This window comes from Kitasatospora sp. RG8 (genome assembly GCF_017813315.1).
In the GTDB taxonomy this organism is placed as follows: Bacteria; Actinomycetota; Actinomycetes; order Streptomycetales; family Streptomycetaceae; genus Kitasatospora.
The window spans coordinates 148382-174046 of record NZ_JAGIYX010000005.1; the positions used below are offsets into that span (position 1 = coordinate 148382).

The window sequence follows — 25665 nt, forward strand, 5'->3', positions numbered from 1 at the left end:
GTCGCGGGCCCGCCGTCGTTCCCGGTGGCCGGGGCGGTCACCAGCCGCGCTCGCGCCACTCCTGGAGGTGCGGGCGCTCGGCGCCGAGGGTGGTGTCGTTGCCGTGGCCGGGGTAGACCCAGGCCTCGTCCGGCAGGACGTCGAAGATCTTCGCGTTGACGTCCCGGTAGAGGCTCTCGAAGGCCGCCGCGTCGCCCCACGTGTTGCCCACGCCGCCCGGGAAGAGGCAGTCGCCGGTGAAGACGTGCGGGTGGCCCTGCGGGTCGTCGTAGACCAGCACGATCGCGCCGGGGGTGTGGCCGACCAGGTGCCGGGCGGTCAGCTCCACCTGGCCGACCCGGAGGGTGTCGCCGTCCGCGAGCCGCAGCTCGGTGGGGACGTCGATGCCCTCGGCGTCGTGCTCGCCGGCGGCCGTGCGGGCGCCGGTGGTGGCGACCACCTCGGCGAGCGCCGCCCAGTGGTCGTGGTGGCGGTGCGTGGTCACCACGGTGGCCAGCTCGTCGCCGACGGTCTCCAGCAGCACCGGCGCGTCGGCGGCGGCGTCGATCAGCAGCTGCTCGTCGGTGGCCCGGCAGCGCAGCAGGTAGGCGTTGTTGTCGTACGGCCCGACGGCCACCTTGGTGATGATCAGATGGGCCAGCTCGCGCACGCCCGGCGGTCCGCCGACCTTGACCGCTCCGTGGTACGTCATCCGTCCGCTCCTCGTCAGGTCGCTACAGGGGTCAGGATCATCCTCGCGCCGTCAGCCCAGCGGGGGAAGCGGGGGCAGCGCGGCGCGGCCGTCGGCGAGCTGGACACCGCCCCGGTGGACCTGGAGCCCGTCGCCGTCCGAGCGGCCGGAGAGCCAGGCGAGCAGTGCGCGGACCGGGCCCTCGACGACCAGCCCCGGCCCGCCCGAGCCGATCGCGCCGCGGTCCTCGGTGTCGTCGGCGACCAGCTCGACGGCCGGCAGGGCGGCGTCTGCCAGCCTGGCGGCGATCCTGCGGAACTCGGCCACCGCGAAGGCCTCCGGCCAGTGCGCGGGGGTGTAGCCGGCGTCCAGGTCGACGTGGTGGTACTCGACCTCGGCGAGGCGCTTCCACGGGATGTCGCAGGCCGGGAAGACGTAGCCGGTGCGGTGCCGGACGTCGGCGGTCCACGCCTCGCCGGGCAGCAGCGCGGCGGCCTCGGCGAAGCGCCGGTCGCTCGCCTCCAGGTCGGCGAGCTGGACGTCCACCGGGCGGGGCGCGCCGTCCTCGATCTCCTGGTCGCGGGCCTCGTTGCTCGCGTACTGCGGGATGTCGGTGCCGGTGCGGGCGCCGTTCAGCAGGTTGACCAGGGAGTCGGCGTTGCGGGCGAGGTGGGCCAGGACGTGGCCCCTGGTCCAGCCGGGGAGTGCGGACGGCTCGGCGACGGCCTCGGGCTTCAGCTCGGAGACGGTGTGCAGCAGGTGCCGGGTGCTCTCCCCGACCAGGGCGAGCCGGTCGGCTGCGAGGGCGGCGGCGGTCTGCGGGTCGGTCATCGGGTGGGCCTTCTCTTCGGAGGCGGTGCGTTGCCCCGGTGGGGCTCCGCTCGTTGACCAGCTGACGCTACCTCCGAACCCGGGCCCTGAGCAGGGCCTTTTCGGACCGGGTACGGACGGCCCCGAGGTCGCCGTCACTCGTTCGGGTGGACCTGGCTGGACAAGCTCGATAATCGAACGCGTGAGCTAGTAGGCTGGCTGCCGCATCCTGGAAGAAGAACACCTCACTTTCACCAGCCATCTCGCCCCGGAGAAAGGCGCCAGAAGCAGTGGCCGACCGGCTCATCGTCCGCGGTGCTCGCGAGCACAACCTCAAGAACGTCTCGCTCGACCTGCCCCGCGACTCCCTCATCGTCTTCACGGGCCTCTCCGGGTCCGGAAAGTCCTCGCTGGCCTTCGACACGATCTTCGCCGAGGGGCAGCGCCGGTACGTCGAGTCGCTGTCCTCCTACGCCCGCCAGTTCCTGGGGCAGATGGACAAGCCCGACGTCGACTTCATCGAGGGCCTCTCCCCGGCCGTCTCGATCGACCAGAAGTCCACCAACCGCAACCCGCGCTCGACCGTCGGCACCATCACCGAGGTGTACGACTACCTGCGCCTGCTGTTCGCCCGGATCGGCAAGCCGCACTGCCCGCACTGCGGCCGCCCGATCGCCAAGCAGTCCCCGCAGGCCGTCGTGGACAAGGTGCTGGAGCTCACCGAGGGCACCCGGTTCCAGGTGCTCAGCCCCGTGGTGCGCGAGCGCAAGGGCGAGTTCGTCGACCTCTTCGCCGACCTCCAGTCCAAGGGCTACGCCCGCGCCCGGGTGGACGGCGAGACGGTCCAGCTCGCCGAGCCGCCCAAGCTCAAGAAGCAGGAGAAGCACACCGTCGAGGTGGTCATCGACCGCCTGACCGTCAAGGAGAGCGCCAAGCGCCGCCTGACCGACTCGGTGGAGACGGCCCTGCGGCTGAGCGGCGGCATGGTGGTGCTCGACTTCGTCGACCTCCCGGAGGACGACCCCGAGCGCGAGCGGATGTACTCCGAGCACCTCTACTGCCCGTACGACGACGTGTCGTTCGAGGAGCTGGAGCCGCGCTCGTTCTCCTTCAACTCGCCGTTCGGCGCCTGCCCGGACTGCTCGGGCCTGGGCAACCGGATGGAGGTGGACCCGGAGCTGGTCGTCCCCGACGACGAGAAGTCGCTGGACGAGGGCGCCATCCACCCGTGGTCGGGCGGCCACACCAAGGAGTACTTCCAGCGGCTGATCGACGCCCTCGCCGGCGAGCTGGGCTTCCGCACCGACATCCCCTGGGCCGGGCTGCCGGCCCGCGCCAAGAAGGCGCTGCTGTACGGGCACAAGCACCAGGTCGAGGTCCGCTACCGCAACCGCTACGGGCGGGACCGCTCGTACACCACGGGCTTCGAGGGCGCCGTCCCGTTCATCCAGCGCCGGCACACCGAGGCGGAGAGCGACTCCAGCCGGGAGCGCTTCGAGGGTTACATGCGCGAGGTGCCCTGCCCGACGTGCGAGGGCACCCGGCTCAAGCCGGTCGTGCTCGCCGTCACCGTCGAGGGCCGGTCGATCGCGGACGTCTCGGCGATGTCGATCAGTGACTGCTCGGACTTCCTCGGCGCGATGAAGCTCAACGCGCGGGACAAGCAGATCGCCGAGCGCGTCCTCAAGGAGGTCAACGAGCGGCTGCGCTTCCTGGTCGACGTCGGCCTGGACTACCTCTCGCTCAACCGCGCGGCCGGCACCCTCTCCGGCGGCGAGGCCCAGCGGATCCGGCTCGCCACCCAGATCGGCTCCGGCCTGGTCGGCGTGCTCTACGTGCTGGACGAGCCCTCCATCGGCCTGCACCAGCGCGACAACCACCGCCTGATCGAGACGCTCGTCCGGCTGCGGGACATCGGCAACACCCTGATCGTCGTCGAGCACGACGAGGACACCATCAAGATGGCCGACTGGGTGGTCGACATCGGCCCCGGCGCCGGCGAGCACGGCGGCAAGGTCGTGCACTCCGGCTCGCTGAAGCAGCTGCTCGGCAACAAGGAGTCGCTGACCGGCCAGTACCTCTCCGGCAAGCGGTCCATCCCGATCCCGGCCGCCCGCCGCGACCGGGACCGGAAGCGCCAGCTGACCGTCCACGGCGCCCGCGAGCACAACCTCAAGGACGTCACGGTCGGCTTCCCGCTCGGGACGTTCACCGCGATCACCGGCGTCTCCGGCTCCGGCAAGTCGACGCTGGTCAACGACATCCTCTACACCCACCTCGCCCGGGAGCTGAACGGCGCCCGCAGCGTGCCCGGCCGGCACACCCGGATCACCGGCACCGACCTGGTGGACAAGGTGGTGCACGTCGACCAGTCGCCGATCGGCCGCACCCCGCGCTCCAACCCGGCCACCTACACCGGCGTGTTCGACCACGTCCGGCGGCTCTTCGCGGAGACGCAGGAGGCCAAGGTGCGCGGCTACCTGCCGGGCCGCTTCTCGTTCAACGTCAAGGGCGGCCGCTGCGAGAACTGCTCCGGCGACGGCACCATCAAGATCGAGATGAACTTCCTGCCCGACGTCTACGTGCCGTGCGAGGTCTGCCACGGCGCCCGGTACAACCGGGAGACGCTGGAGGTCCACTACAAGGGCAAGTCCATCGCCGAGGTGCTGGACATGCCGATCGAGGAGGCCCTGCACTTCTTCGAGGCCGTCCCCGCGATCGCCCGCCACCTGAAGACGCTCAACGACGTCGGCCTCGGCTACGTCCGGCTCGGCCAGTCCGCGCCGACGCTCTCCGGCGGCGAGGCGCAGCGCGTCAAGCTCGCCTCCGAGCTGCAGAAGCGCTCCACCGGCCGGACGGTCTACGTCCTGGACGAGCCCACCACCGGCCTGCACTTCGAGGACATCAGCAAGCTGATCAAGGTGCTCTCCGGTCTGGTGGAGAAGGGCAACACGGTGATCGTCATCGAGCACAACCTCGATGTGATCAAGACCGCCGACTGGATCGTCGACATGGGCCCCGAGGGTGGTTCCGGCGGCGGCACGGTGGTCGCCGAGGGCACCCCGGAGCAGATCGCCGCCGTCCCGGAGAGCCACACCGGCAAGTTCCTGCGGGACATCCTCCCGGGCGAGTTCGCCGACGCCCCGGTGGCGGTCAAGGCCCCGCGCAAGCGGGCCGCCGCGAAGAAGTAGCCCCGCCGGCCCTACCGTGCGGCACCGCTCACCGGCCGCCCCCACCCGTGGGGGCGGCCGGTAAGGGCCGCATAGAATTCCCGGCGACCCCAGCAGCCGAGCCCGCCGCCAGACCAGGAGCGCACCCATGTCCGAGGCACCCGAGAGCCCGCAGGCCGAGAGCCCCGCCACCTCCCGCCGCACCCTGCTCTGTGGGGCCGCGGCCGTGCTCGCCGCCGGCGGCGGCACGCTGGCGGTCGCCGGCTGCTCCTCGTCCTCCTCCGGCTCCTCCGGCACCCCTGCCGCCAAGACCCCGGTGGACGTCGGCCCGGCCTCCGCGGTGCCGGTCGGCGGTGGCACCGTCTACCGCGACAAGAAGATCGTGGTGACCCAGCCGGCCGAGGGCCAGTACAAGGCCTTCAGCGCCAAGTGCACCCACGCCGGCTGCATCGTCGACCAGGTCAAGAACCAGAAGATCCAATGCCCCTGCCACGGCAGCATGTTCGGCATCACCGACGGCGCCGTGCTCGACGGTCCCGCCCCCACCCCGCTTCCCGAGTACACGGTGGCGGTCGAGGGCGGGAACCTCAAGGTGACCCCGAGCTGAAGCAGTTGATCTCCGCCCAGTCGATCTCCCCTCCGCACGCCCGGCCCGACTCGGTACGGTGGACCCATGGCTGACCCGTCCACCTACCGCCCGGCCCCGGGCGCCATCCCGGTCTCGCCGGGCGTCTACAAGTTCCGCGACGCCCACGGTCGGGTCATCTACGTCGGCAAGGCCAAGAGCCTGCGCCCCCGGCTGTCGTCCTACTTCCAGGACCTCGCCGGGCTGCACCCGCGCACCGCGACGATGGTCACCACCGCGGCCTCGGTGGAGTGGACGGTGGTCGCCACCGAGGTCGAGGCGCTCCAGCTGGAGTACTCCTGGATCAAGGAGTTCGACCCCCGCTTCAACGTCAAGTACCGCGACGACAAGAGCTATCCGGAGCTGGCGGTCACCCTCAACGAGGAGTACCCGCGGGTCCAGGTGATGCGCGGGGCGCACAAGAAGGGCGTGCGCTACTTCGGCCCGTACGGGCACGCCTGGGCGATCCGCGAGACGGTCGACCTGCTGCTGCGCGTCTTCCCCGTCCGGACCTGCTCCAACGGCGTCTTCAAGCGCGCCCGCCAGGTCGGCCGGCCCTGCCTGCTCGGCTACATCGGCAAGTGCGCCGCGCCCTGCGTCGGCAAGGTCTCGGCCGACGAACACCGGGCGCTGGCCGAGGACTTCTGCGACTTCATGGCCGGCCGCACCGGCAACTACCTGCGCCGGCTGGAAGAGCAGATGCAGGAGGCCGCCGCGGAGATGGAGTACGAGAAGGCGGCCCGGCTGCGGGACGACATCGGGGCGCTCAAGCGCGCGATGGAGAAGAACGCCATCGTGCTCGCCGACGCCACCGACGCCGACCTGCTCGCCGTCGCCGAGGACGAACTGGAGGCCGCCGTCCAGATCTTCCACGTCCGCGGCGGCCGGGTCCGCGGCCAGCGCGGCTGGGTCACCGACAAGGTCGAGGACGTGGACACCGCGGGCCTGGTCGAGCACGCGCTCCAGCAGCTCTACGGCGGTGCCGGCGGGGACGAACGGAGCGAGGCCGTCCCGCGCGAGGTGCTGGTCCCCGCGCTGCCCGAACCGGTCGGCCCCGTGAAGGAGTGGCTGAGCGGCCTCCGCGGCGCCCAGGTGGACCTGCGCGTCCCGCAGCGCGGCGACAAGAAGGACCTCATGGCCACCGTGCAGCGCAACGCCCAGCAGGCGCTGGCACTGCACAAGACCAAGCGCGCCTCCGACCTCACCACCCGTAGCCGGGCCCTCCAGGAGATCGCCGACGCGCTGGAGCTGGACTCCGTCCCGCTGCGCATCGAGTGCTTCGACATCTCGCACCTCCAGGGCGAGGACGTGGTCGCCTCGATGGTGGTCTTCGAGGACGGCCTGGCCCGCAAGAGCGAGTACCGGCGCTTCCAGATCAAGGGCTTCGAGGGCCAGGACGACGTCCGCTCGATGCACGAGGTGATCACCCGCCGGTTCCGCCGCTACCTCCAGGAGCGCGAGCAGACGGGGGAATGGGCCGTCCCCGAGGCCGACGACCCGGTCGCCGCCACCGCGGACGCGGCCGGCCAGGAGGCCCCCGACGGCCAGGAGGCGCCCGCCGGGCCGGTCGACCCGGAGACGGGCCGCCCCCGCCGCTTCGCCTACCCGCCGCAGCTGTTGGTCGTCGACGGCGGCCAGCCGCAGGTCGCCGCCGCCAGGCGCGCCCTGGACGAGCTGGGCATCGACGACGTCGCCCTCTGCGGCCTGGCCAAGCGCCTGGAGGAGGTCTGGCTGCCCGGCGAGGACGACCCGGTGGTCCTGCCCCGCAGCAGCGAGGGCCTCTACCTGCTCCAGCGGGTCCGCGACGAGGCGCACCGCTTCGCCATCACCTACCAGCGCGCCAAGCGTTCCAGGCGACTCACCGCCGGGGAACTGGACTCCGTCCCCGGCCTCGGCGAGACTCGCCGCCAGGCGCTGCTGAAGCACTTCGGCTCGCTGAAGCGGCTCCGCGCGGCCACCGTCGACGAGCTCTGCGCCGTCCCCGGCATCGGACGCCGGACGGCGGAGACTGTTGCGGCAGCGTTGTCCTCCCGTACACCCGCGGCACCGGCTGTGAACACCGCCACCGGCGAGATCATCGATGACAGCGCCGACGTGGCCGGCCCGGCGGCCGGCGCGGCGCCCCAGGCAGCAACGTCCCAGGAGACGCCATGACGGCCGACGCCGCCCGTCAGCCGGCGCGCCCCGAGCCCACTCGTCCGAGTGAGCCGGGGAAGCGTGCCCGCGCGACGCGCGTTCTCCTCAGCAGAACCACCGAGAGCGGGGAACCGAAGTGACGATGTCAGACGCGGGAGAGAACGCCCCGGAGCTGGTGATCATCTCCGGCATGTCCGGAGCGGGTCGCTCCACCGCGGCCAAGTGCCTGGAGGACCTGGGCTGGTTCGTGGTGGACAACCTGCCGCCGGCCCTCATCCCGACCATGGTCGACCTCGGCGCCCGCTCCCAGGGCAACGTGGCCCGGATCGGCGTCGTGGTGGACGTCCGCGGCCGGCAGTTCTTCGACGACCTGCTCACCTCGCTGGACGAGCTGGAGAAGCGCGGCGTCCGGCTGAGCGTCGTCTTCCTGGACTCCTCCGACGACGCCCTGGTCCGCCGCTTCGAGAGCGTGCGCCGCCCGCACCCGCTCCAGGCCGACGGCCGGATCGTCGACGGCATCGCCCGGGAGCGCGACCTGCTGCGCGACCTGCGCGGCGAGGCCGACCTGGTGATCGACACCTCCAACCTCAACGTGCACCAGCTGCGCGCCAAGCTGGACGCCCAGTTCGCCGACCACGACGAACCCGAGCTGCGCGCCACGGTGATGTCCTTCGGCTTCAAGTACGGCCTGCCGGTCGACGCCGACCTCGTGGTGGACTGCCGCTTCCTGCCCAACCCGCACTGGGTCCCCGAGCTGCGCGCCCGTACCGGCACCGACGCCGACGTCGCCGACTACGTGTTCCAGCAGCCCGGGGCCAACGAGTTCCTCAACGGCTACGCCGAGCTGCTGCGCATCATCACCGAGGGGTACCGCCGCGAGGGGAAGCGCTACATGACGCTTGCCGTAGGCTGCACCGGTGGCAAGCACCGCAGCGTCGCGATGTCCGAGCGCCTGACGAAGCGTCTCATCGCGGACGGAGTGGAAACCGTGCTCGTCCACCGTGACATGGGACGGGAGTAGCCGCCGCGCCCCTGCCGGGCCGCCGGCGGAGGCCCGGCGGCGGGCAAGAGGAACGCGAGGTAGGTGTGACGGGATACGTGCCCGGGCGGCAGCTCCAGAACAAGACCGCCGACCGGACGGGGGTCCCGCCGCGCGCCGCGGTGCCCGGCAGGCCGCGGACCGGGCAGGCCCGGACCAACCCGGCCCGCCCGGGCCCGGCGCGCACCAGTCAGGCGCCCCGGTCCAACCAGGCCCCCCGGATCACCGCCCTCGGCGGCGGCCAGGGCCTCTCCGCCTCGCTCTCCGCCCTGCGCCGGCTCACCACCGACCTCACCGCCGTGGTCACGGTGGCCGACGACGGCGGATCCAGCGGCCGGCTGCGCGAGGAGCTCGGGGTGCTGCCGCCGGGCGACCTCCGCAAGGCGCTGGCCGCGCTCTGCGGCGACGACGACTGGGGCCGCACCTGGTCCGAGGTGATCCAGCAGCGCTTCACCGGCACCGGCGAACTGGGCGGCCACGCCGTCGGCAACCTGCTGATCGTCGCGCTCTGGGAGAAGCTCGGGGACCCGGTCGCCGCCCTGGACTGGGTGGGCCGGCTGCTGAACGTCCAGGGCCGGGTGCTGCCGATGTCGGCGGTCCCGCTGGACATCGAGGCGATAGTCCGCGGGCACGACCCGGCCCGCCCCGGAGAGGTCTCCGCGGTGCGCGGCCAGGCCAGTGTCGCCGCGACGCCCGGCACCGTGGAGTCGGTCCGGCTGCTGCCGGACGAGCCCCCGGCCGCCCCGGAGGCCGTCACCGCCGTCCGCGAGGCGGACTGGGTGGTCCTCGGCCCCGGTTCCTGGTTCACCAGCGTGCTGCCCCACCTGCTGGTGCCCGAGCTGGCCAAGGCGCTCACCGAGACCCGGGCCCGTCGCCTGCTCACCCTGAACCTCGCCCCCCAGCCCGGCGAGACGGAGGGCTTCACCCCGCAGCGTCACCTGGAGGTCATCGCCGACCACGCACCCACCCTCGCGGTGGATGCGATCCTGGTGGACGAGCGCGCCGTCACCGGCGGCGCCTTCGGGCAGGCGGACCTGGCCGGCCTGGAGAAGGCCGCCGAGCGGATGGGCGCGGCCCTGGTGCTCGGGCGGGTGGCCCGTACCGACGGGACGCCGCGACACGACCCGGAGCTCTTGGCCGCCGCGTACGACCGGATTTTCCGGACACATGGAAGGATCGGGCCATGGCGATGACTCCAGCGGTGAAGGACGAAATCAGCCGGCTCCCGGTCACCCGGGCCTGCTGCCGCAAGGCGGAGGTCTCGGCGATCCTGCGTTTCGCGGGCGGGCTGCACATCGTGAGCGGCCGCATCGTGATCGAGGCGGAGCTGGACACCGGCGCGGCGGCGCGCCGTCTGCGCAAGGACCTGCTGGAGATCTTCGGACACTCCTCGGACCTGGTCGTGATGGCGCCCGGCGGTCTGCGCCGCGGCAGCCGCTACGTGGTCCGGGTGGTCAAGGACGGCGAGCTGCTGGCGCGCCAGACCGGACTGGTGGACGGCCGCGGGCGGCCGATCCGGGGCCTGCCGCCGGCCGTGGTCTCCGGCGCCACCTGTGACGCCGAGGCGGCCTGGCGCGGGGCGTTCCTCGCGCACGGCTCGCTCACCGAGCCCGGCCGCTCCTCCTCGCTGGAGATCACCTGCCCCGGCTCCGAGGCCGCCCTCGCCCTGGTCGGCGCCGCCCGCCGGCTCGGCATCCCGGCCAAGGCCCGCGAGGTGCGCGGCGTGGACCGGGTGGTGATCCGCGACGGCGACGCCATCGGCGCGCTGCTGACCCGGCTCGGCGCCCACGAGTCGGTGCTCGCCTGGGAGGAGCGCCGGATGCGGCGCGAGGTGCGGGCCACCGCCAACCGCCTGGCCAACTTCGACGACGCCAACCTGCGCCGCTCGGCCCGCGCCGCGGTGGCGGCCGGTGCCCGGGTGCAGCGCGCGCTGGAGATCCTCGGCGACGAGGTGCCCGAGCACCTGGCCGCCGCCGGCCAGCTGCGGATGCAGCACAAGCAGGCCTCGCTGGAGGAGCTGGGCGCGCTGGCCGACCCGCCGCTGACCAAGGACGCGGTGGCCGGCCGGATCCGCCGGCTGCTGGCGATGGCCGACAAGCGGGCCTCCGAGCTCGGCCTGCCGAGCACCGAGGCCAATCTGACCGACGAGATGGCGCTCAACTAGGGGGCCTTGACAGCGATCGCGGACCGTGGTGGAGAACGGCCGGTACCCGGAATCCCGGGTACCGGCCGTTCCGTGTCCGAACCGCCGACGGCGGAGCCCCCGGCGGGGTGTCCGGGATGTGGGACCAACTTCCTGCGGGGGGAGGGGTGGAAGTCCTGTTCGTGGCCCCTTGACACGCCACGCCAGGGTCTTTGACCCGGCCTGATGTGCCCCGGCACGCCTCGGAGGGGTAGGGTCGTAGGCGGTCGGGGACATCCCAAATTCCACCCCGTCGGCATAGTTCCGGCGTACCTAACGAGGAGATCGGTTCGTGACGATCCGGGTAGGCATCAACGGATTCGGCCGCATCGGCCGCAACTTCTTCCGTGCGGTCAAGGCCCAGGGCGCAGACATCGAGATCGTCGGTGTCAATGACCTGACCGACACCAAGACCCTGGCGCACCTGCTCAAGTACGACTCGATCCTGGGCACCTTCCAGGGCGAGGTCTCGCACACCGAGAACAGCATCACCGTCGACGGCAAGACCTTCAAGGTCATCGCCGAGCGTGACCCGGCCAACCTGCCCTGGGGCGAGCTGGGCGTGGACATCGTCATCGAGTCCACCGGCATCTTCACCAAGGCCGAGGCGGCCAAGAAGCACGTCACCGCCGGTGCCAAGAAGGTCATCATCTCGGCGCCCGCCACCGACGAGGACGTCACCATCGTCATGGGCGTCAACGACGACAAGTACGACGCCGCCAAGCACACCGTCATCTCCAACGCCTCCTGCACCACCAACTGCGTGGCGCCGCTGGCCAAGGTGCTGAACGAGAACTTCGGCATCGTCAAGGGTCTGATGACCACGGTGCACGCGTACACCAACGACCAGGTCACCCTGGACTTCCCGCACAAGGACCTGCGTCGCGCCCGCGCCGCCGCCCTCAACATCATCCCGACCTCCACCGGTGCCGCCAAGGCCACCGCGCTGGTGCTTCCCGAGCTGAAGGGCAAGCTGGACGGCACCTCGCTGCGCGTCCCGGTCCCGACCGGCTCGATCACCGACCTGGTCGTCACCCTGGAGCGCGACGTCACCGTCGAGGAGGTCAACGCCGCCTTCCAGAAGGCGTCGGAGGGCTCGCTCAAGGGCATCCTGCAGTACACCGAGGACCCGATCGTCTCCTCCGACATCGTGAACTCGCCGTTCTCCACGATCTTCGACTCGCTGATGACCATGGTCCAGGGCAACCAGGTCAAGGTCTTCGGCTGGTACGACAACGAGTGGGGCTACTCGAACCGCCTCGTCAACCTGACCAGCCTCGTCGGTGGCCAGCTCTGACGCAGCGGGAGCTGACGTGAAGTAAGGGGGAGGGCCCGGAAGGCTTCGACGCCATCCGGGCCCTCGTCTGCGCACCCTCAACTCCCCTTTGACGGCCCGCCGTTGTGCCGTCCTTGCTCCACCCCCCAGGAGACGGAAGACCGTGAAGACCATCGAAGACCTCGACGTCGCCGGCAAGCGCGTATTCGTTCGCGCGGACCTGAACGTCCCGCTGTCCGGCGGCACGATCACCGACGACGGCCGGATCCGTGCCGTCGCGCCGACCATCGCCAAGCTCGCCGAGCGTGGCGCCAAGGTCGTCGTCGCCTCCCACCTCGGCCGCCCCAAGGGCGAGCCGGACCCGCAGTTCTCCCTCGCGCCGGTGGCCGCCCGCCTCGGCGAGATCCTCGGCAGGCCGGTCTCCTTCGCGGCCGACACCGTGGGCGAGAGCGCGAAGGCCACCGTCGCCGCCCTGGCCGACGGCGAGGTCACGCTGCTGGAGAACCTGCGCTTCAACGCCGGCGAGACCAGCAAGGACGACGCCGAGCGCGGCGCCTTCGCGGACGAGCTGGCCCTGCTGGCCGACCTGTACGTGGGCGACGGCTTCGGTGCGGTGCACCGCAAGCACGCCTCCGTCTTCGACCTGCCGGCCCGCCTGCCGCACGCCGTCGGCGACCTGATCGCCACCGAGGTGGGCGTGCTGAAGCGCCTCACCGAGGAGGTCGAGCGCCCGTACGTCGTCGTGCTCGGCGGCTCCAAGGTGTCCGACAAGGTCGGCGTGATCGACAACCTGCTCGGCAAGGCCGACCGCATCCTGATCGGCGGCGGCATGGCGTACACCTTCCTGTACGCCCTCGGCAACGAGGTCGGCATCTCGCTGCTGCAGAAGGACCAGGTCCCCGTGGTCCTGGACTACCTGAAGCGCGGCGAGGAGAACGGCGTCGAGTTCGTGCTGCCGGTGGACGTCGCGGTCTCCGCGAAGTTCCCCGACACCAAGACGCACGCCCCGGTCGAGGACTTCGCGATCGTCGCCGCGAGCGAGATCCCGGAGGACAAGGAAGGCCTGGACATCGGCCCGAAGACCCGCGAGCTCTTCGCGGCGAAGCTGGCCGACGCCAGGACGGTGTTCTGGAACGGTCCGGTGGGCGTCTTCGAGCACCCGACCTTCGCCGAGGGCACCAAGGCAGTCGCGCAGGCGCTGCTGGACAGCGACGCGTTCACCGTGGTCGGTGGCGGCGACTCCGCCGCGGCCGTCCGCATCCTGGGCTTCGACGAGACGGAGTTCGGGCACATCTCGACCGGCGGTGGCGCGAGCCTCGAGTACCTGGAGGGCAAGACCCTCCCCGGTCTCGCCGCCCTGGAAGGCTGAGGCAATGACTGAGCGTCTCCCGCTGATGGCGGGCAACTGGAAGATGAACCTCAACCACCTTGAGGCCATCCAGCACACCCAGAAGCTGGCCTTCGCGCTGGCCGACAAGGACTACGAGTCGGTCGAGGTCGCCGTCCTGGTGCCGTTCACCGACCTCCGTTCGGTGCAGACCCTGGTCGACGGCGACAAGCTGAAGATCAAGTACGGCTCGCAGGACATCTCGCAGCACGACTCCGGTGCGTACACCGGCGAGGTCTCCGGCCCGATGCTGTCCAAGCTGAAGTGCACCTACGCGGTGATCGGCCACTCGGAGCGCCGCCAGTACCACGGCGAGAACGAGGAGATCGTCAACGCCAAGGTGAAGGCCGCCTACCGCAGCGGGGTCACGCCGATCCTCTGCATCGGCGAGCCGCTGGACATCCGCAAGGCCGGCACCCACGTCGAGTACACGCTGGCCCAGCTCGACGGCGCCCTGCAGGACGTCCCGGCCGCGCACGCCGAGTCCATCGTCGTCGCGTACGAGCCGGTCTGGGCGATCGGCACCGGCGAGGTGGCGACCCCCGAGGACGCCCAGGAGGTCTGCGCCGCGATCCGCGTGCGGATCGCCGAGCTGTACGACGCCGAGCTGGCCGGCAAGGTCCGCGTGCTGTACGGCGGTTCGGTCAAGTCGTCGAGCGCGGCCGGCCTGATGGCCAAGCCCGACGTCGACGGCGGCCTGATCGGCGGTGCCTCCCTGGACGCCGACGAGTTCGTCAAGATCGTGCGGTACCGTGAGCAGGCAGTAGGCTAACGCCGCCGCAGCAACGTAGGCTTTGGGGCCGGACCGCTCAGCGCGGCCCGGCCCCTTCGCCGAAGATACGAGAGAGTTGGTCCCGTCGTGGTTATCGGGTTCTCGATTGCCCTGATCATCTTCAGCCTGCTGATGATCCTCCTGGTGCTGCTGCACAAGGGGAAGGGCGGCGGCCTTTCCGACATGTTCGGTGGCGGCGCGATGTCCACCGGCGGCGGTTCGGCGGTGGCCGAGCGCAACCTGGACCGCATCACGATCATCGTCGGTGTCGCCTGGTTCGCGTGCATCATCGTGCTCGGCCTGGTGCTCAAGTACAAGAGCTGACGTATCTCTGACGCCTCGTTGCCCCGCGGCCTATGCTGGAACGGTCCGGGGCGGAGCCGGTGGTCGTGGATCCTTAACTCCTGCTTACACTAGGACGACTTTCGCCACCGACGCGCACCGCGGCGGGTCGGCGCACCAGCACGCAGGGAGTCAGACCGTGGCAAGTGGCAACGCCATCCGTGGCAGCAGGGTCGGAGCCGGCCCGATGGGGGAGGCGGAGCGCGGCGAGTCCGCCCCGCGCAACCGGATCTCCTTCTGGTGTGCCAACAAGCACGAGACCCGCCCCAGCTTCGCCGCGGAGGCGGTCATCCCGGACACCTGGGACTGCCCGCGCTGCGGTTTCCCGGCCGGCCAGGACGAGCACAACCCGCCCGCCCCCTCGCGCAACGAGCCGTACAAGACCCACCTCGCCTACGTGCGCGAGCGGCGCACCGACGCCGACGGCGAGGCGATCCTCGCCGAGGCCCTGGCGAAGCTGCGCGGCGAGATCTGAGACCTGACAACACGAAGGGCGCCACCGTTCTCCGACGGTGGCGCCCTTTCGCGTGGCCGGGGCTACGCCGAGGCCGGCGGGTACAGCTGCGGCGGGATCTGCGCCGCCGCGGCCCGGTCCAGCAGCCAGAGGGTGCGGCTGCGGCCGTACGCGCCCGAGGCGGGCGCCTGGAGCTCGCCCGGGCCGGAGAGGGCCACCGCGACCGCGCCGGCCTTGTCCTCGCCCGCAGCCAGCAGCCAGACCTCACGGGCCGCCCGGATGGCCGGGAGGGTGAGCGAGACGCGGGTCGGCGGGGGCTTCGGAGCACCGCGCACGCCGACCACCGTCAGCTCGGTCTCCCGGACGCCCGGGTGCTCGGGGAAGAGCGAGGCGACGTGGGTGTCCGGTCCGACGCCGAGCAGCAGCACGTCGAAGGCGGGGACGCCGAGCCGGTCACCCGGCCCGGCCGCCTTCGCCAGCTCCTCGGCGTAGCGGGCCGCGGCGGCCTCCACGTCCGAGCCGTCCACGCCGTCCGAGGCGGGCATCTCGTGCACCCGCGCGGGGTCGAGCGGGACGGCGTCGAGCAGCTCCGCCCGGGCCTGGACGGCGTTGCGCTCCGGGTCGGCGGAGGGCACGAAGCGCTCGTCGCCCCACCAGAGGTCCAGCCGGGCCCAGTCGACCGCGTCCCGGGCGGGGGAGGCGGCGATGGCGGCCAGCAGGGCGTTGCCGTTGCGCCCGCCCGTGAGCACCACCGAGGCGGTGCCACGGGCGGCCTGGGCGTCCACGATCCGGGTGATCAGCCGGGCCGCGGCCGCCTGGGCCATCAGCTCCTTGTCCCGGTGGACGACCAGCTGCGGGGTGGCCGCGGTCACGATCCCGCCTTCTTGTCCGCGCCCTTGGCCGGAGCCTTCTTCGCGGCGGTCTTCCTCGGCGCGGACTCCTGGTCGGCGGCCTCCTCCGGTGCGGCGGCGCCCGGCACCTTGGCGGTCACCCGTGAGGGGTTGGCCACCGCGGCCTCGGCGACCGCGTGCCCGGCCGCCGCCGCCGTCTCGGCGTCGGGCTCGCGCAGCCGCTCGACGGGGGTGCGCACGGCCGTCGCGTAGATGTCGTCCGGGTCGAGCCGGCGCAGCTCCTCCGCGATCAGCTCGGACGTCTCGCGCCGCTTGAGCGCCACCTGGCGGTCCGGCGAGCCGGGCATCGACAGCGTGCCCATCAGGCCGTCCGGGCGGTCCAGGGTGATGTCCCCGTCCGGGGTGCGCAGGTGCACCGCGGTGATGCCCGGGCCGCCGGTGACGACCCGCTCGACCGGCACGTGCAGCCGGTTGTGCAGCCAGAGGCCGAGCAGCTCGACGCTGGGGTTGTACGACTCGCCCTCGACCACCGCGGAGGTGATCGTGGACGGCCGCTGGTCCAGCGCGGCGGCCAGCATCGAGCGCCAGCCGGTGATCCGCGTCCAGGCCAGGTCGGTGTCGCCCGGGGTGTAGCTCTGGGCCCGCTGGGCGAGCTGGCCGACCGGGGACTCCGCGGTGACGGCGTCGGTGATCCGGCGCTGGGCGATCGAGCCCAGCGGGTCCTGGGCCGGGTGCAGCGGAGCGTTCTCCGGCCACCAGACGACCACCGGGGCGTCCGGGAGGAGCAGCGGCAGGACGACCGACTGGGCGTGCGCGACGAGCTCGCCGTGCATGCGCAGGACGACCGTCTCGCCGGAGCCGGCGTCGCTGCCGACCAGGATCTCGGCGTCCAGGCGGGTCTCGGCGCGGGCCCGGGGCGAGCGCCCGGCGCGCTTGATGACCGCCAGGGTGCGCGAGGGGTGCTCCCGCGAGGCGTCGTTGGCGGCCTTGAGGGCGTCGTAGGCGCTGCCCTCGTCGGTCACGATCACCAGCGTGAGCACCATGCCGGCGGCGGTGGCGCCGTTGCCCCGGCGCGCCTCCATCAGCGCTGCGTTGATCTTGCTGGAGGTCGTGTTCGTGAGGTCGATCTTCATGGCCGGCGCCAGCTCCTGCCGTCTCGTGCGAGCATCTCGTCCGCCTCGGCCGGGCCCCAGGTGCCCGCCGGGTACTGGGCGGGCTTGCCGTGGGAGTCCCAGTACTTCTCGATCGGGTCGAGGATCTGCCAGGAGAGCTCGACCTCCTGGTGGCGCGGGAACAGGTTGGCGTCGCCGAGCAGCACGTCGAGGATGAGCCGCTCGTACGCCTCCGGGCTGGACTCGGTGAAGGACTCGCCGTAGGCGAAGTCCATCGTGACGTCCCGGACCTCGAAGGAGGTGCCCGGCACCTTGGAGCCGAACCGCACCGTGACGCCCTCGTCCGGCTGCACCCGGATGACCAGGGCGTTCTGCCCCAGCTCCTCGGTCGCGTAGGAGTCGAACGGCAGGTACGGGGCGCGCTGGAAGACCACCGCGATCTCGGTGACCCGGCGGCCGAGCCGCTTGCCGGTGCGCAGGTAGAACGGCACGCCCGCCCAGCGGCGGTTGTTGATCTCCAGCTTGATGGCCGCGTAGGTGTCGGTCTTGGAGTCCGGGTTGATGCCGTCCTCGTCGAGGTAGCCGCCGACCTCCTCGCCGCCCTGCCAGCCGGCCGCGTACTGGCCGCGCACGGTGTGCTTGCCGAGGTCGGCCGGGAGCTTGACGGCGCTGAGCACCTTGAGCTTCTCGGCGACCAGCGCCTTGGGGTGGAAGGACGCCGGCTCCTCGATGGCGGTGAGCGCCATCAGCTGGAGCAGGTGGTTCTGGATGACGTCCCGGGCCGAGCCGATGCCGTCGTAGTAGCCGGCCCGGCCGCCGATGCCGATGTCCTCGGCCATGGTGATCTGCACGTGGTCGACGTACGACCGGTTCCAGATCGGCTCGAACATCTGGTTGGCGAAGCGGAGCGCCAGGATGTTCTGGACGGTCTCCTTGCCCAGGTAGTGGTCGATCCGGAAGACCTCGTCCCGGGGGAAGACCTCGTGGACGATCCGGTTCAGCTCCTGGGCGCTCTCCAGGTCGTGGCCGAAGGGCTTCTCGATGACCGCGCGCCGCCAGGAGCCCTGGGGCGGGTCGGCCAGGCCGTGCTTCTTCAGCTGCTGGACGACGGTCGGGAAGAACTTCGGCGGGACCGACAGGTAGAAGGCGAAGTTGCCGCTGGTGCCCTGCGCCTTGTCGAGCTCCTCGATGGTGCCGCGGAGCTTGTCGAAGGCGTCGTCGTCGTCGAAGGTGCCGTGGACGAAGCGCATGCCCTTGGCGAGCTGCTGCCACACCTCCTCGCGGAAGGGCGTCCGCGCGTGCTCCTTGACCGCGTCGTGGACCTCCTGGGCGAAGTCCTCGTCCTTCCACTCGCGGCGGGCGAAGCCGACGAGCGAGAAGCCCGGCGGCAGCAGGCCGCGGTTGGCCAGGTCGTAGATGGCCGGCATCAGCTTCTTGCGGGACAGGTCGCCGGTGACCCCGAAGATGACCAGACCGGACGGCCCCGCGATGCGCGGGAGCCGCCGGTCGGCCGGGTCACGAAGCGGGTTGACGGGAGCCGGCGGGGGGGCGCCCGCGTCCGAGTCCGATGTCAACTCAGGGAAATCAGTGCTCACTTGATGGGCTCCGCTTTCGTGCGCTGGCTGTGAGCGGGAATCACTTCTCGTCGGCGAAGGAGGCGAGCGAGGCCGTGACGGTGTCGAGCAGCTCGTTCCAGGACTGCTCGAACTTCTCCACGCCCTCGTCCTCCAGCACCTGGACGACGTCGTCGTAGTCCACGCCGGCCGCGGCGATGGCGTCCATCACGGCCTTGGCGTCGGCGTAGTTCGGGACGATGGTGCCGCCGGTGATCACGCCGTGGTCGCCGGTGGCGTCCAGGGTGGCCTCGGGCATGGTGTTGACGGTGCCCGGGGCGACCAGCTCGGTGACGTACAGGGTGTCCGGCAGGGCCGGGTCCTTGACGCCGGTGGAGGCCCAGAGCGGACGCTGCGGCTTGGCGCCGGCGGCCTCCAGGGCCTTCCAGCGGTCGCTGCCGGCGGTCTTGCCGTCGACGGTGCCGAAGACCTCCTCGTACGCCTGGTACGCGAGGCGGGCGTTGGCCAGGGCGGCCTTGGAACGCAGGTCCCGGGCGTCGCCGCCGACCTTGTCCAGGCGCTTGTCGATCTCGGTGTCCACGCGGGAGACGAAGAACGAGGCGACCGACTCGATCTGGGAGAGGTCCAGGCCCTTGGCCTTGGCGGACTCCAGGCCGGTCAGGTAGGCGTCGATGACGGCGCGGTAGCGCTCCAGCGAGAAGATCAGCGTGACGTTGACGCTGATGCCCTTGCCGATGACCTCGCTGATCGCGGGCAGGCCGGCCTTGGTGGCGGGGATCTTGATGAAGACGTTCGGGCGGTCGACCAGCCACCAGAGCTGCTTGGCCTCGGCGATGGTCGCGGCGGTCTCGTGGGCCAGGCGCGGGTCGACCTCGATGGAGACCCGGCCGTCGCGGCCGTTGGAGGCGTCGTAGACCGGGCGCAGCACGTCGGCCGCGTCGCGGACGTCCGAGGTGGTGATCATGCGGACGGCCTCGTCCGTGGTGACCTTGCGGACGGCGAGGTCGCGCAGCTGGCCGTCGTAGGAGGAGTCGTCGCCGCCGATCGCCTTCTGGAAGATGGTCGGGTTGGTGGTGACACCCACCACGTGCTTGTTCTGCACCAGCTCGGCGAGGTTGCCGGTGTTCAGCCGCTTGCGGCTGAGGTCGTCCAGCCAGATCGCCACGCCTTCGTCGCTGAGGCGCTTCAGTGCGTCAGTCATGGTGCTTCAGTCCCTTTTTTCTTCTGCTTCGTGGGGTAGTCAGAGGGGCCGGGGCGCCGATGTGCGGTCGGCGGCCCCGGCCCGGGTGCCGCTAGCGGTTGACGGCTTCGAGCGAGCGCAGTGCGTTGTGGGCCTCGGCGACGACCCGCTCGGAGGTCAGGCCGAACTCCTCGAACAGGACCTTGTAGTCGGCGGAGGCGCCGAAGTGCTCCAGCGAGACGATCCGGCCGTGGTCGCCGACCAGCTCGCGCCAGCCCTGGGCGATGCCGGCCTCGACGGAGACGCGGGCCTTGACCGACGGCGGCAGCACGCTGTCGCGGTAGGCCTGGTCCTGCTCCTGGAACCACTCGAAGGACGGCAGCGAGACCACGCGGGTCGCGATGCCCTCGGCCTCCAGGACCTCGCGGGCCTTGACGGCCAGCTGGACCTCGGAGCCGGTGCCGAGCAGGATCACCTGCGGGTCGCCGTCGGAGGCCTCGGCCAGGATGTAGCCGCCCTTCGCGGTGCCCTCGGCGGAGCCGAACACCTCGCGGTCGAAGGTCGGGACGTTCTGGCGGGTGAGCGCCAGGCCGACCGGGCCGGGGTGGGTGGTCTGCCGCTCGACCACGGTGCGCCAGGCGACGGCCGTCTCGTTGGCGTCGGCCGGGCGGACCATGGCCAGGCCCGGGATGGCGCGCAGCGAGGCCATGTGCTCGACCGGCTGGTGGGTCGGGCCGTCCTCGCCGAGGCCGATCGAGTCGTGCGTCCAGACGTAGGTGACCGGCAGCTTCATCAGCGCGGCCAGGCGGACGGCGGGGCGCATGTAGTCCGCGAAGACCAGGAAGGTGCCGCCGAAGACGCGGGTCCTGCCGTGCAGCGCGATGCCGTTCATGGTCGAGCCCATGGCGTGCTCGCGGATGCCGAAGTGGATCGTCCGGCCGTAGGGGCTGGCGGTCTTCAGCGGGTTGCCCTCGGGGAGGAAGGAGCTCTCCTCGTCGATGGTGGTGAGGTTGGACTCCGCGAGGTCGGCCGAGCCGCCCCACAGCTCCGGGATCACCGCGCCGATCGCCTTGAGGGTCTCGCCGGAGGCCTTGCGGGTCGCGACGTCCTTGCCGGCCTCGAAGACCGGGACGGACTTCTTCCAGCCCTCGGGCAGCTCGCCGGCCTGGATGCGGTCGAACTCGGCGGCGCGGTGCGGGTTGGCGCCGCGCCAGGCCTCGAACGACTGCTGCCACGCGTCGCGGGCGGCCTTGCCGCGCTTGATCACCTGGCGGGCGTGCTCGATCACCTTGTCGCCGACCTCGAAGGTCTTCTCCGGGTCGAAGCCCAGGACCTTCTTGGTGGCGGCGATCTCGGCGGCGCCGAGCGCGGAGCCGTGTGCCTTGGCGGTGTTCTGGGCGTCCGGGGCCGGCCAGGCGATGATCGTGCGCATAGCGATCATCGACGGGCGGGAGGTCTCGGCCTTGGCGGCGGCCAGGGCCTCGGCCAGGGCGGCCACGTCGATGTCGCCGTTGGCCTTCGGGGTGACCCGCTGGACGTGCCAGCCGTACGCCTCGTAGCGCTTGAGGACGTCCTCGGAGAAGGCCGTCTCGGTGTCGCCCTCGATCGAGATGTGGTTGTCGTCGTACAGGGCGACGAGGTTGCCCAGCTTCTGGTGGCCGGCCAGCGAGGAGGCCTCGGCGGAGATGCCCTCCTCCAGGTCGCCGTCGGAGACGATGGCCCAGATGGTGTGGTCGAACGGCGACTCGCCGGCCGCGGCGTCCGGGTCGAAGAGGCCGCGCTCGAAGCGGGCCGCCATCGCCATGCCCACCGCGTTGGCGATGCCCTGGCCCAGCGGGCCGGTGGTGGTCTCGACGCCCGCGGTGTGGCCGTGCTCGGGGTGGCCGGGGGTGCGGCTGCCGGCGACCCGGAAGGCCTTGAGGTCGTCGAGCTCCAGGCCGTAGCCGGAGAGGTAGAGCTGGGTGTAGAGGGTCAGGCTGGTGTGCCCGGGGGAGAGCACGAAACGGTCGCGGCCGACCCAGGCCGGGTCGGTCGGGTCGTGGCGCAGGAAGCGCTGGAAGATCAGGTACGCCGCCGGGGCCAGCGACATGGCCGTCCCGGGGTGTCCGTTGCCGACCTTCTGGACCGCGTCCATGGCCAGGACGCGGGCCGTGTCGACAGTCCGCTCGTCCAGTTCGGACCACTCGAATACGTTCGTCGGCGTCGTGTTCACCCTGTCTCAGGGCTCCTTCCGTTGTGAAGAGTGACCCCGTGAGGGGGACCGGGTCGGCCACGTCGCTGGGGCCGGACGCTTGGGTGGTGCCGGTCACGGAGGGTAGATCCCGCTTCTCGGAGCGAGCCTACCGTCCGGGCCGAGGCTCACCCTCCGTGCTGGGACAACGGGAAATTCCGTATGGCGATTCCCACGAAGGACCGGGCGGCTGTTTTGTCACAGGCTCTCCTGGTTTCGTCGTCTCTGCCCCTCGGGGGGCCGGGGCGGGGGGCCGGTACCGCACGGGACCAGCTTCGTCTGTTCACCCAGGGGTGTGCGTTCCGCCTCGCCGGGGGACCCCGGAGCCGGTGGGGAGATATGGAGCGTCTAAGGTGGCGTGGTACGCGCAGAGCGGACGAAACGGGGCCCTCGTTCCCGTGGCCGCCTGTGAGGATTCATCTTCAGTTGGGGTGTTAGTGACCGCCGTCGAATCCCGTCCCGCCGGGGTCACCGGGGCGACGCCTGCGCACCGGCCGTTCGGGGCCCGTGTCGGCGCTTTCGTCGCACTGACCAAGCCGCGGATCATCGAGCTCCTGCTGATCACCACCGTGCCGGTGATGTTCCTGGCGCAGCGCGGTGTTCCGGATCCGCTGCTGGTGCTGGAGGTCGTCATCGGCGGCTACCTCTCGGCCGGCGGTGCCAACGCCCTCAACATGTACATCGACCGTGACATCGACGCGGTGATGTCGCGCACCGAGCGGCGGCCGCTCGTCACGGGCATGGTGTCGCCGCGCGAGGCGCTGGTCTTCGGCATCGCCCTGGCGGTCGGCTCGACGATCTGGCTGGGCTACCTGGTCAACCCGCTGTCCTCGCTGCTGGCGCTGTCGGCACTGCTCTTCTACGTGTTCGTGTACACGCTGGGGCTGAAGCGGCGGACGGCGCAGAACATCGTCTGGGGCGGCATCGCCGGCTGCATGCCGGTGTTCGTGGGCTGGGCGGCGGTCACCAACACGGTGTCCTGGTCGGCGCTGGTGCTCTTCCTGGTCATCTTCTTCTGGACGCCGCCGCACTACTGGCCGCTGTCGATGAAGGTGCGCGAGGACTACGAGCGGGCCGGCGTCCCGATGCTGCCGGTGATCAAGGGCAACCTGGCGGTCGCCAAGCAGATCGTCGCCTACTCCTGGGTCATGGTGGCCGTCTCGCTGGCGCTGTGGCCGCTGGCCGACACCAGCTGGCTCTACCCCGTCTCGGCCGTCGTGCTGGGTGCCGCCTGGCTCAAGGAGGCGCACGGACTGTACGCCCGGGCCAAGGCCGGGGTGGTCGGCGCCAAGCTGAAGGAGATGCGGCTGTTCCACTGGTCGATCACCTACCTGACGCTGCTGTTCGTGGTGATCGCGGTGGACCCGTTCGTGAAGTAGGACTTCTGCTTCGGTGGAGCATCACTGCTGAGGAAGGGCCCCGGTCTTCGGACCGGGGCCCTTCTGTTTCCGGCGTCTGTTCCGGCGGCACGGGGTCCGTCCGGTTTCGGTGGGGCGGGGTTGCGGCCTCCGGTGCGGGCCGGGCCGGTTTCAGCGGGGCGGCAGTTCGGACGGGCCGACGTGGCCGTCCAGCCAGTCCTTGAGGGGCTGGGAGGCCCGGAGGAAGCCGGTGATCCGCCGGTAGGCCGTCCGGGTGCCGAGCCAGGCTCCTGGCGGCCACTCCTGCCAGGCGACCAGGCCCTTGTGGCGGAGCAGCTCGATCCGGGGGTGGTCCTTGGGGTAGCCGCGCGGCGCGGACTTGAGGCTGTCCCGGCCGACCACCTGCGGGCCGGCCTTGCGGACCGCGGCGACCACCCGCTCCAGCTCGGCGCCGGTCACGTCCTCGGCGACGGCGGCCCGGTAGCGCTCCAGCTGGTCCGGGGCGAGCTGGTAGAGCCCGTTGCCGCAGGCCAGCCCGTCGGCGGAGAGCTGGACGTAGCCGCCGGCCTCCAGATGGGCGCCGATGTGCGTCTTGTAGGGGGACTTGTCGGCGCTGAACCGGACGTCGCGGTTGGGGCGGAAGATCTTGCCGGGACCGAAGCCGGGTTCCAGCTCCTCCAGCAGCCGTTCCATCGGCTCCCGGACGGCGTGGTCGTACTGGTCCTTGTGGGACTGCCAGAAGGTCTTGGAGTTGTCGGCCTCCAGGTGCTCGTAGAAGTCGAGCGCCTCGGCGGGCCAGCCTTGGAAGGTCACGGGGCCAGTATGTGGTGCGCGGGGCCGACATGTGGCCCGGTGCACAGTCCGCTCCCGTCGCCAGCTCCGCTACCGATCGGTAGCATGCGGGCATGAGCAGCGCAGAGACCGCCACCACCGCCGCGCCGGACGCCCGCGCCGAGCGCCGCGCCAAGCGCATCGCCAAGCACCTCTCCAGCTTCGCCCGTCAGCACGGCGGCAGCGCCGACGGCGTCGTCGAGTACGTCGGCGCCGTGGCCACCCGCATCGTGGTGGTCGGCGCGGACGGCACCTGGGGCGACCAGGTCGCCCCCAGCTACGCCGTCGGCCGCCGGGCCGCCGAGCTGGCCGGGGTCACCCTCCACGACGACTTCGAGGGCGAGCTGGGCCTGAAGGTGAAGACCGGCCCGTACGAGTGGAAGCGGATGGCCGGCATCCAGATCGGCGGCTGACGCCGCCCGGACATGCGGAAGGGGCCCCGGGTGATCCCGGGGCCCCTTCGCGTACGGGCTCAGACCGCGGCGGCCTGCGGCTCGCGGGCCGGCAGCGGGGCGGGCGCGTCCCCGTCCGTGCGGACCCGCAGCGCGAGCGGGATGCGCAGCGCGGCGATCCAGGTGAGCGTGGCGCCCAGCATGTGCAGGCCGACCAGGATCTCCGGGACGTCCGTGAAGTACTGGACGAAGCCGAGCACGCCCTGGAGCAGCAGCACGACGAGCAGCTCACGGGCGCGGGCCCGGGCGGCCGGCGGGGCCTTCACCGCGGCGAAGACGAACAGCACCGCGATCGCCAGGCCGACCGAGACGAAGGCCAGGTCGGCGTGGAACTGCGCCAGGCGGTCGTAGTCGAGCGGGATGCGCGGCACGATCTTGTTGTCCCTGGGCGTCCCCGGGTGGTGCCCGGCGCCGGTCACCAGCGTCCCGGCCGCCACCAGCAGGCCGATCACGACGACGAGGACGTAGGAGAGCTGCACGATCGGGCGGGCCACGGCCGGCTGCGGGGGTCCGTCGCCCTCGCCGGACCGCTCCCACATCAGCAGTGCGACCCAGACCAGGCCCATCGCGGCGATCAGGTGCAGTGCGACGGTGTACGGGTTGAGGCCGGTCAGCACGGTGATGCCGCCGAGCACCGCGTTACTCATCACCAGCCAGAACTGCGCCCAGCCCAGCTTGGTCAGCTGTCGCCGCCACGGGCGGTGGCAGCGGGCGGCCAGGATGGCCCAGCCGACCGCGGCGCTCAGCACGTAGGTGAGCATCCGGTTGGTGAACTCGACGACGCCGTGGAAGCCCATCTCGGGCGTCGGCGTCAGGCTCTCGTCGGTACAGCGGGGCCAGGTGGTGCAGCCGAGGCCGGAGGCGGTGAGCCGGACGGCGCCGCCGGTGACCACGATGACCACGCTCATCACCAGCGCGGCGAACGCGGCACGCCTGACCATGGCGGAGGACGGCTGCCAGCGCTCGGCGAGCAGGGAGAAGGGGGTACGCACGGGGTCAATCGTAGGCGGCCTTACAGCCGATCTTGGGGCGGGGCGGCCGCGCGCCGTACGGGCCCCGTGCGGTTTGCCGCTCCGGCAAGAGCGTTGGCGGAAACCGGACTGTTCGGGCATGTCGGTCATTGGTCTTGACCAATTACCCGACTGGCCGAAAGAGTGCGGCTTGGTCCATACCTTTTCGGGCCCCACCCACCCCCGCACGTCAAGCGGAGATCC

General features: G+C 71.5%; 22 protein-coding genes. 13 read left to right on the top strand and 9 right to left on the bottom strand.

Features of this window, described 5'->3' with window-relative positions:
- Positions 1-37 precede the first annotated feature (37 nt).
- Together J5Y04_RS10520 and J5Y04_RS10525 are read right to left on the bottom strand one after the other, a co-directional pair.
- Positions 38-691 carry an MBL fold metallo-hydrolase gene (locus tag J5Y04_RS10520; protein ID WP_209411686.1) on the bottom strand — a complete coding sequence of 218 codons (654 nt, stop codon included), beginning with the start codon at positions 689-691 and terminating at the stop codon, positions 38-40.
- Between the two features lie 51 nt (positions 692-742).
- Positions 743-1501, bottom strand: coding sequence for a maleylpyruvate isomerase family mycothiol-dependent enzyme (locus J5Y04_RS10525; RefSeq protein ID WP_209411687.1), 759 nt, complete (start codon positions 1499-1501; stop codon positions 743-745).
- A 269-nt stretch (positions 1502-1770) separates the two neighbouring features.
- On the opposite strand from J5Y04_RS10525, the gene uvrA reads away from it, so the two are divergent.
- The 11 genes from uvrA (at position 1771) to J5Y04_RS10580 (ending at position 14884) form a co-directional block, all read left to right on the top strand.
- The gene (gene uvrA / locus J5Y04_RS10530) at positions 1771-4671 is read left to right on the top strand and encodes an excinuclease ABC subunit UvrA (RefSeq protein WP_307853044.1); all 2901 of its coding nucleotides are present in this window, start codon (positions 1771-1773) and stop codon (positions 4669-4671) included.
- Positions 4672-4798: 127 nt separating this feature from the next.
- Positions 4799-5257, top strand: a complete 459-nt coding sequence (locus J5Y04_RS10535) for a Rieske (2Fe-2S) protein (RefSeq protein ID WP_209411688.1) — start codon at positions 4799-4801, stop codon at positions 5255-5257.
- 66 nt (positions 5258-5323) lie between these two features.
- Positions 5324-7429, top strand: coding sequence for an excinuclease ABC subunit UvrC (gene uvrC / locus J5Y04_RS10540; protein ID WP_209411689.1), 2106 nt, complete (start codon positions 5324-5326; stop codon positions 7427-7429).
- Between the two features lie 124 nt (positions 7430-7553).
- Positions 7554-8432, top strand: coding sequence for an RNase adapter RapZ (rapZ, locus tag J5Y04_RS10545; protein WP_148642546.1), 879 nt, complete (start codon positions 7554-7556; stop codon positions 8430-8432).
- Between the two features lie 140 nt (positions 8433-8572).
- The gene (gene yvcK, locus J5Y04_RS10550; protein WP_374105987.1) at positions 8573-9643 is read left to right on the top strand and encodes a uridine diphosphate-N-acetylglucosamine-binding protein YvcK; all 1071 of its coding nucleotides are present in this window, start codon (positions 8573-8575) and stop codon (positions 9641-9643) included.
- A complete protein-coding gene (gene whiA / locus J5Y04_RS10555) occupies positions 9634-10614 on the top strand; it encodes a DNA-binding protein WhiA (RefSeq protein WP_209411690.1) in 981 nt (326 codons plus the stop codon). The genes yvcK and whiA overlap by 10 nt, the downstream gene beginning before the upstream one ends.
- A 310-nt stretch (positions 10615-10924) precedes the next feature.
- Positions 10925-11929, top strand: a complete 1005-nt coding sequence (gene gap, locus J5Y04_RS10560) for a type I glyceraldehyde-3-phosphate dehydrogenase (RefSeq protein ID WP_209411691.1) — start codon at positions 10925-10927, stop codon at positions 11927-11929.
- 142 nt (positions 11930-12071) lie between these two features.
- Positions 12072-13277: a phosphoglycerate kinase gene (gene pgk, locus J5Y04_RS10565; RefSeq protein WP_209411692.1), complete on the top strand. Its 1206-nt coding sequence runs from the start codon at positions 12072-12074 to the stop codon at positions 13275-13277.
- Positions 13278-13281: 4 nt separating this feature from the next.
- Positions 13282-14067, top strand: coding sequence for a triose-phosphate isomerase (gene tpiA, locus J5Y04_RS10570; RefSeq protein WP_209411693.1), 786 nt, complete (start codon positions 13282-13284; stop codon positions 14065-14067).
- Between the two features lie 87 nt (positions 14068-14154).
- Positions 14155-14391, top strand: a complete 237-nt coding sequence (secG, locus tag J5Y04_RS10575; RefSeq protein ID WP_209411694.1) for a preprotein translocase subunit SecG — start codon at positions 14155-14157, stop codon at positions 14389-14391.
- 157 nt (positions 14392-14548) lie between these two features.
- Positions 14549-14884 (top strand): RNA polymerase-binding protein RbpA, encoded by a 336-nt coding sequence (locus J5Y04_RS10580; RefSeq protein WP_035841977.1) that lies wholly within the window; start codon positions 14549-14551, stop codon positions 14882-14884.
- A 62-nt stretch (positions 14885-14946) separates the two neighbouring features.
- Here the strand turns inward: J5Y04_RS10580 and pgl are convergent, their stop codons facing one another.
- The 5 genes from pgl to tkt all read right to left on the bottom strand — a co-directional run bounded on the left by pgl (position 14947) and on the right by tkt (position 21792).
- On the bottom strand, positions 14947-15735 hold the full coding sequence (gene pgl, locus J5Y04_RS10585) for a 6-phosphogluconolactonase (protein WP_307853045.1): 789 nt from the start codon (positions 15733-15735) through the stop codon (positions 14947-14949).
- Positions 15732-16847: a glucose-6-phosphate dehydrogenase assembly protein OpcA gene (gene opcA / locus J5Y04_RS10590; protein ID WP_209411695.1), complete on the bottom strand. Its 1116-nt coding sequence runs from the start codon at positions 16845-16847 to the stop codon at positions 15732-15734. The genes pgl and opcA overlap by 4 nt, the downstream gene beginning before the upstream one ends.
- Positions 16844-18400, bottom strand: coding sequence for a glucose-6-phosphate dehydrogenase (zwf, locus tag J5Y04_RS10595; RefSeq protein ID WP_209411864.1), 1557 nt, complete (start codon positions 18398-18400; stop codon positions 16844-16846). The genes opcA and zwf overlap by 4 nt, the downstream gene beginning before the upstream one ends.
- A 61-nt stretch (positions 18401-18461) precedes the next feature.
- Entirely contained in the window at positions 18462-19601 is a 1140-nt protein-coding gene (tal, locus tag J5Y04_RS10600; RefSeq protein ID WP_209411696.1) for a transaldolase, read from the bottom strand.
- Positions 19602-19692: 91 nt separating this feature from the next.
- On the bottom strand, positions 19693-21792 hold the full coding sequence (tkt, locus tag J5Y04_RS10605; protein ID WP_209411697.1) for a transketolase: 2100 nt from the start codon (positions 21790-21792) through the stop codon (positions 19693-19695).
- Between the two features lie 455 nt (positions 21793-22247).
- On the opposite strand from tkt, the gene J5Y04_RS10610 reads away from it, so the two are divergent.
- The gene (locus J5Y04_RS10610) at positions 22248-23189 is read left to right on the top strand and encodes a heme o synthase (protein WP_148642537.1); all 942 of its coding nucleotides are present in this window, start codon (positions 22248-22250) and stop codon (positions 23187-23189) included.
- A 150-nt stretch (positions 23190-23339) separates the two neighbouring features.
- Here J5Y04_RS10610 and J5Y04_RS10615 read toward each other — a convergent pair whose 3' ends face one another.
- Positions 23340-23981 carry a DUF2461 domain-containing protein gene (locus J5Y04_RS10615; protein ID WP_209411698.1) on the bottom strand — a complete coding sequence of 214 codons (642 nt, stop codon included), beginning with the start codon at positions 23979-23981 and terminating at the stop codon, positions 23340-23342.
- 92 nt (positions 23982-24073) lie between these two features.
- Here J5Y04_RS10615 and J5Y04_RS10620 point away from each other — a divergent pair, with 92 nt between their 5' ends.
- Positions 24074-24412, top strand: a complete 339-nt coding sequence (locus tag J5Y04_RS10620; protein WP_148642535.1) for a hypothetical protein — start codon at positions 24074-24076, stop codon at positions 24410-24412.
- Positions 24413-24471: 59 nt separating this feature from the next.
- On the opposite strand, the gene J5Y04_RS10625 is transcribed toward J5Y04_RS10620, so the two are convergent.
- Positions 24472-25452, bottom strand: coding sequence for a heme A synthase (locus tag J5Y04_RS10625; RefSeq protein ID WP_374105988.1), 981 nt, complete (start codon positions 25450-25452; stop codon positions 24472-24474).
- Positions 25453-25665 lie beyond the last annotated feature (213 nt).

Excerpts from the sequence above, each read along its gene's own strand:
- rapZ (WP_148642546.1), top strand. The coding sequence starts at position 7,554 with ATGTCAGACGCGGGAGAGAACGCCCCGGAGCTGGTGATCATCTCCGGC.
- J5Y04_RS10525 (WP_209411687.1), bottom strand. The coding sequence starts at position 1,501 with ATGACCGACCCGCAGACCGCCGCCGCCCTCGCAGCCGACCGGCTCGCC.
- J5Y04_RS10535 (WP_209411688.1), top strand. The coding sequence starts at position 4,799 with ATGTCCGAGGCACCCGAGAGCCCGCAGGCCGAGAGCCCCGCCACCTCC.
- uvrC (WP_209411689.1), top strand. The coding sequence starts at position 5,324 with ATGGCTGACCCGTCCACCTACCGCCCGGCCCCGGGCGCCATCCCGGTC.
- whiA (WP_209411690.1), top strand. The coding sequence starts at position 9,634 with ATGGCGATGACTCCAGCGGTGAAGGACGAAATCAGCCGGCTCCCGGTC.
- J5Y04_RS10520 (WP_209411686.1), bottom strand. The coding sequence starts at position 691 with ATGACGTACCACGGAGCGGTCAAGGTCGGCGGACCGCCGGGCGTGCGC.
- tal (WP_209411696.1), bottom strand. The coding sequence starts at position 19,601 with ATGACTGACGCACTGAAGCGCCTCAGCGACGAAGGCGTGGCGATCTGG.
- J5Y04_RS10620 (WP_148642535.1), top strand. The coding sequence starts at position 24,074 with ATGAGCAGCGCAGAGACCGCCACCACCGCCGCGCCGGACGCCCGCGCC.
- tpiA (WP_209411693.1), top strand. The coding sequence starts at position 13,282 with ATGACTGAGCGTCTCCCGCTGATGGCGGGCAACTGGAAGATGAACCTC.
- opcA (WP_209411695.1), bottom strand. The coding sequence starts at position 16,847 with ATGAAGATCGACCTCACGAACACGACCTCCAGCAAGATCAACGCAGCG.